Source organism: Geomonas sp. (assembly GCF_035254065.1).
Lineage (GTDB): Bacteria > Desulfobacterota > Desulfuromonadia > Geobacterales > Geobacteraceae > Geomonas.
In genome coordinates this window covers 1-6,534 of record NZ_DATFBA010000321.1, presented here as the reverse complement: position 1 = coordinate 6,534, position 6,534 = coordinate 1, and the positions used below count along the sequence as shown (strand labels likewise).

Here is a 6,534-nt window from a genome sequence, read left to right as displayed (position 1 = left end):
CCCGGAAGCGCTGCGCTTTCTCCTTCACCGACCAGGCCGTCTGCCCGTTGATCTCATAGCGCTTCCTGAGCGCCGACTCCAGCTCCGCGCAGGTCGCGTAGCGAAACCAGTTGAAGAAGGTGGCGTGCCCGTAGCCGTCCCGGCACTCGGCCAAAAGGATCATGACGCCGCCCGGCTTGAGCGCCCGGCTGGCGTACTCCATCGACTTGTGGGCCTGGATCAGGTTGATGTCCTTGGGAAAACCGCCGCAGGATACCACCACGAGGTCGCTCTGCTCTTCGATCGGATAGGAGAACGTTTCGGCGTAGAAGCGGCACCCTTCCAGGTGGGCGCTCAGCCAGTCGCCGGCGAAGGCGGCCATGATCCGCTTCTCGGGGGTGAGCACGGTGTTGAGTATGAAATCGGGAGGGCGCATCGAGCACGCCTCCACCATCGCCTCATGGACGGGGTTTCCTTCCAGGTTGCCGGTGACCGCCTTGGGATGCCTGCCGCTCCCCTGCTCTTTGTTGAGAACGGCGAAGTGGCTGGCCATGCAGCTTCTACGGCTGGAGACGCCGGGGAGCAGGCTCTTGCGCCCGCCGCCGAAGCCGGCGAAGTAGTGAAAGGTGACTGACCCGGTGAGGATCAGCCGGTCCGCCTCGGCCACCTTCCGGTTGATCTCGACCGGGATGCCGCGCGCGGTGTCGCCCAGGTAGACCAGGGCGCCCGGGTCGTCGCAGTCGTGGTCGACGACCTTGATCCTGCCGTAGAGCCCTCCCACGATCTTCTTGTGCTCGGCCTCGGTCTGCTTCCTGTGTATCCCGAGGGCGACCACGATGGTGACGTCGCGGTCGGCAACCCCGGCGGCGTTGAGCTTTTTGACCAGCAGCGGCAGGTACACCTCGCTGCCGGTGGGGCGGGTCACGTCGGAGGTGACGATCACCACCTTCTCCCCCGGCCGGAAGCGCGCGAGCGCCTCCTCGCAACGCGCCAGCGCCCGCTCGACCAGCAGCTCAGGCCCGGCGGCCGGCTGGACGAGCTGCGGTCGGAGCACCGACAAAACCCGGTCGGCAGCGATCTGCAGCGGGTAGCTTTTGTCGCCGCACTTAAGCTCTATCATGCTGGCATGATACATTTTCGACCTCATTAGCGCAACAGTTTAGGAGGTATACGCCCGAGAGCTCCGAAATAGGTTGACATTGGCCCCTCTTTCCAGTAACAATCACCCGTTTCTATATCACTGTTTTGCTATTAAATTTTGTCTTCGTCTTCCGGAAAACCAGCCTTTTTTAGGCACAAAAAAACGTAGGAGGAGTCTTGTAATGGAACAGTATGCAGTAGTCTTCGCCCTGGCCTGCGCCGTGGCGGCCGTTGTCTACGGCCTCGTCTCGGCCAAATGGATCCTGGGGCTGCCCCAGGGTAGCGACCGTATGCGGCAGATCGCCGCAGCGATCCAGGAAGGGGCTGGCGCCTACATGAAGCGTCAGTACACCATCATCGGTGTGGTCGGCGTGATCATGTTCGTCATCATCGCCGCCACCCTGGGGATCAAAACCGCCGTCGGCTTCGGCATCGGCGCCATCTTCTCCGGCCTCACCGGCTTCATCGGCATGTTCGTCTCGGTTCGCGCCAACGTGCGCACCACCGAGGCCGCCAAGTCCGGCATGGAGAAAGCGCTCAACGTCGCCTTCCGCGGGGGCGCCATCACCGGCATGCTGGTCGTCGGTCTGGGCCTGCTGGGTGTCGCCGGCTACTACTTCATCCTCAACCAGCTCACTCCCGAAGGTCCCGAGAAGGTGAAGGAAGTGGTGAACCAGCTGGTCGGCCTCGGCTTCGGCGGCTCGCTGATCTCCATCTTCGCCCGTCTGGGCGGCGGCATCTTCACCAAGGGCGCCGACGTCGGTGCCGACCTGGTGGGCAAGGTCGAGGCAGGCATCCCCGAGGACGACCCCAGGAACCCCGCCGTCATCGCCGACAACGTCGGTGACAACGTGGGCGACTGCGCCGGCATGGCCGCCGACCTTTTCGAGACCTACGCGGTCACCCTGATCGCCTCCATGCTGCTGGGCGCCATCGCCTTCGCCGGCAACGGCGCCGCGGTCGCCTACCCGCTGATCCTGGGCGGCGTCTCCATCATCGCCTCCATCATCGGCACCTTCTTCGTGAAGCTCGGCGCCAGCCAGAAGATCATGCCCGCCCTCTACAAGGGGCTGATCGTCTCCGGCGTGATCGCTGCCATCGCCTTCTTCTTCATCACCCAGAGCATGTTCCCGGCAGGGCTTGGCAACTTCTCCGCCGTGAACATCTTCATCGCCGCCCTGGTCGGCCTGGTGGTGACCGGCGCCATCTTCTGGATCACCGAATACTACACCGGCACCGAGTACGCCCCGGTCAAGCACATCGCCCAGGCCTCCACCACCGGCCACGCCACCAACATCATCGCCGGCCTCGGCGTCTCCATGAAGTCCACCGCCGCCCCGGTCATCGTGATCTCCGCCGGCATCATCGTCGCCTTCCAGTGCGCAGGCCTCTACGGCATCGCCATTGCCGCCGTCTCCATGCTGTCGCTGACCGGCATCGTGGTCGCCATGGACGCCTACGGCCCGATCACCGACAACGCCGGCGGCATCGCCGAGATGGCTGAGCTCGACGACTCCGTCCGTAACGTCACCGACCCGCTGGACGCAGTCGGCAACACCACCAAGGCGGTCACCAAGGGCTACGCAATCGGTTCCGCCGGCCTCGCCGCCGTGATCCTGTTCGCCTCCTACGTTGACGAGCTGAAGCTGCGCGGCATCGAGTCCACCTTCAACCTCTCCGACCCGTACATCATCGTCGGTCTCTTCATCGGCGGCATGCTCCCCTACTACTTCGCCGCAATGTGCATGGAAGCAGTCGGCAAGGCCGGTGGTTCCGTCGTCGAGGAAGTCCGTCGCCAGTTCCGCACCATCCCGGGCATCATGGAAGGCACCGGCAAGCCGGACTACGCCTCCTGCGTCGACATCGTCACCAAGACCGCTCTCAAAGAGATGGTCATCCCGGGCATCATCCCGATCGCCGCTCCCATCGTGGTCGGCTTCACCCTCGGTCCCAAGGCCCTGGGCGGCGTGATCGTCGGCACCATCGTCACCGGTATCTTCGTGGCTATCTCCATGACCACCGGCGGCGGCGCCTGGGATAACGCCAAGAAGTACATCGAGGACGGCTACCACGGCGGCAAAGGGGGCGACGCCCACAAGGCTGCCGTTACCGGCGACACCGTCGGCGACCCGTACAAGGACACCGCCGGCCCGGCGGTCAACCCGATGATCAAGATCATCAACATCGTCTCCCTGCTCATCGTGCCGCTGCTCAGCAAGATGTAGGAAGACCGCTTCAGAAAAATGAAAAAGGCGCTCCGGATTCCGGGGCGCCTTTTTTTATTTGCCGCATCCCACCCCGGCTTCTCATCGGTCAAGCCCGGCCTCCCCCTTTCCAGATCCGCTCACTCCACCTGAAAATCTTTGCTGTTCCGCTTTCGCTGGCGTCAGCAGATACCAGGCAACCACCAGCAGCAGAGCGCTCACGGTTATCGCCTCCCCCCATTGTTCACAGGATCCTATCTCGAATTGCAGTTGTAGCTTGTCACAGCCCGCGGTGCAGGGGATTTCGAGGAAGCCATCCGGTGCAGCTCTCACCGGGCCGGCGTCGATACCGGTTCCGGGGTGTACCTTCCAGAGCGGGGAGTACAGGAGCCGGAGCTGGATGCGCGCATCGGTGGCTGAGTTTACCGCCAGATCGATGGTGCGGGGTGAGCGCCGTGCGACGGTCACGCCGCGACCGGAGGCGAGAGCAGCCACCAGTTTGCCATCCTCAGCTGTGGGCACTGCCGAAAACGTCGTCGGATTAGTCCCGATCCTTTGGGCGAAGCTGGTCAATCTCGAGGGTGAGACGTAGGAGCGATACATCATGTCGACCTGACTCCGGGTGTGCACCACCGCCGAGGGGAGGCCCAGCGCGTTGGCCGCAATGACGGCAGCCGCTACGACACCGGCCATGGTGCCGCCAGCAACAAGGGCGACTCCCCTGCCGGTTGGCGTGTCCACCGCCGGCTTCTCTCTGAAGCGGCTGTCAAGCAGCGAAGCCAGCAGGCCGGCGGTGGCCACGGTCAGTGGTACGTTCAAACGGAAGGGGAACTGCAACATCTGGAGCGCGGGGATCGCCTTCCAGAGCGGAGCGGAGATTGGGAGCATCAGAAGGAAAGCTGCGCACGCGATCAGCAGCAGGGCGCCCTGGCGCGGGTGCCTTTGACGGGGGGGATGGCAATAGGCCAGCACGGCGAGCGAAAGGGTCGACAACGACCCTGCCAGTAGGCTCCCCACGAACTCCGGGTGCCATTGGAAGTCGGCGTTCTCAAAGCCGCTCAAGGTGATGAGCCGGGGACCCAGGTCGGGTACCATGGCGGTCAACCCAAAGAGAATCACGGCGGACATGGACGCGCTGGCGACGCTTCCCTTGCCTGAGCGCTTTACCCGCCACAAGGCGGCTGTCGCCAGCGAGAGGGAGACCACCAGCCAGTTGACAGTCTTTCCCTCATGCAGAATGCTGGGGTGCAGGTAGAGGAAAAAGCGCCCCAGTTGGAAGTCTCGGACGTTTACCGACATCCACTCCAGGCTGAAGAGCCCCCGGTACCATAGGGCCGGCAGAAAGTAGACGGCTGAAATGCAGAAAGCGAGCAGTAGCGCGCCTCCCAGGCGGAGCAATGAACGGCTCGTCCCGAGGGCAGAGCAGGTCAGCACGGCATAGACCGCAGCCACCGGCACAAAGAGCAGGGCAATCAAGGTGTTGCTCAGGATGAGTAGCGAGAACCACAGGGCGAGCTTCGGCAGGCTCCTTCGGTCGGAAACCGGTGAGTCCAGGCTGGCAAGGATGGCAGGGAGCCAAGCGAGCGCCGCCAGTTCGCCGATGGCGCATCTCTGGTACAGGTCAGTGATCACGTAGGGGAGCGAGAGGTAGATGACCGCCGCGAATGCCGCCGCTTTGCTACCGGCATAGGTCCTGAACCAGCAGTAAGCGGTGGTGCCTGCCGTGGCAAGCGCGATAAAAAGGAAGAAGCCGAGCTCCCGGGCCTCCCGGGATGAATCGGCGGCCAGCCCGAGGAGAGGACGCAAGAAGGCGGAAACGAAGTAGGGAAGGGGGTATTGGATGAGGAAGACGGGGCTCCCCGCCCCTTTGTTGGCCTCTGCCAGCCAGCGGGGGTAGAGCTCCCCGTTCCAAAACTGCCGGCTGAAATGATACAGGTAATCGACGTGGGTGGCGGCATCGTCTGCCAGGGGAACGCCATGGAGCAGGCAACGCAGGGTGAGGAGTGCGGCAGCCAGCACGACGGGAACGATGTAGAGGTCGCTTGGGAAGGTTCGGCGGCAGAGATCCCGCCGCCACTTGTGCACCTTCGGCATGCCATGCCTCCTTCCCGTTCAGATGTGCCGCGCTCCATGAATGAAGCACCCCATCTGTTAACAGGTCGGCTGGCGATGCTGGTCCTTTAGTTGTTTCTTATCAAACGGTCTGCTGAGCCCTCTCCTCTGCGAGTTGCTGCAACCTCTCAGGGCCCAGGCGCACCCTCATTCCGTCCAGGTAGAGCCCCTCGTACTTGGCGGCCGCCTCTTCCCAGGTGAACCTCTTGGCCATGCCGTTTTCCCGCAAGCTGCGGATGGCAGACGGGTCGTGGTACCAGGTATGGACGGCCCAGCCGACCGTGTCGTAGAGTGCGCCGGCGGTCAGGTCCCAGAACTTGAAGCCGTCCCCGGTGCGGCGGGCGGCATCGAAATTCTCCACCGAGTCGTCCAGCCCTCCGGTCGCCCGCACGATGGGAATGGTGCCGTAGCGCATGCTGTACATCTGGTTGAGGCCGCACGGTTCGAAGGCGGACGGCATGAGGAAGAAGTCGCATCCCCCTTCAATCTGGTGGGCGAGGGCGTTATCGTAGCCGATCCGACAGGCGAAACGGTGGGGGTATTTGGCGGCCATGCCGCCGAAGTAGAAGTGGGCCCAAGGCTCGCCGGCTCCCAGGAGCACGATCTGCACGTCCAGCTCCAAGAGGCGCGGGACCGCCTCGGCCAGGACGTCGATCCCCTTCTGTTTGACCAGCCGGGTGACCATGCCGATCAGCGGCACCTCCTCGCGCTCGGGTAGTCCCAGGGTCCGCTGCAGCTCGCGCTTGCAGATCCCCTTGCCGCTCAGGTCGGAGGCGGAGAAGGGGTGCGGCAGGTGGGGGTCGTTCTCCGGGTTCCATTCGTCATAGTCGACGCCGTTCAGGATGCCGCGCAGCGCCCAGCAGCGGTTGCTTACCACCCCCTCCAGTCCCCAACCGAAGGTGGGGGTCTGGATCTCTCTCGCGTATCCCTCGCTCACCGTGTTGAGCAGGGTGGCGTGGTAGATCCCACCCTTCAGGAGGTTCACCTGGTTGTCCTTCTCCAGCCCGAGGTAGGTGAAGTGCTCCCACCCCACACCCAAGACATCCATGGCCCCCTCATAGAAGGATCCCTGGTGCTGCATGTTGTGGATGGTGAGCAG

General features: G+C 63.6%; 3 protein-coding genes and 1 pseudogene. 1 reads left to right on the top strand and 3 read right to left on the bottom strand.

Annotated features, from left to right (window positions below):
• Positions 1-1,114: nickel-dependent lactate racemase family protein (locus tag VJ604_RS14860; RefSeq protein WP_324083820.1), on the bottom strand; the 1,114-nt coding region annotated here is incomplete at its 3' end.
• 187 nt (positions 1,115-1,301) lie between these two features.
• Between VJ604_RS14860 and VJ604_RS14855 the strand changes: the two genes are divergently transcribed.
• Entirely contained in the window at positions 1,302-3,344 is a 2,043-nt protein-coding gene (locus tag VJ604_RS14855; protein WP_324083818.1) for a sodium-translocating pyrophosphatase, read from the top strand.
• An 81-nt stretch (positions 3,345-3,425) separates the two neighbouring features.
• Here VJ604_RS14855 and VJ604_RS14850 read toward each other — a convergent pair whose 3' ends face one another.
• Positions 3,426-5,417: a putative glycosyltransferase family protein gene (locus VJ604_RS14850; protein ID WP_324083816.1), complete on the bottom strand. Its 1,992-nt coding sequence runs from the start codon at positions 5,415-5,417 to the stop codon at positions 3,426-3,428.
• Positions 5,418-5,503: 86 nt separating this feature from the next.
• Positions 5,504-6,534: pseudogene (locus tag VJ604_RS14845) on the bottom strand (glycogen synthase); the annotation flags it as partial.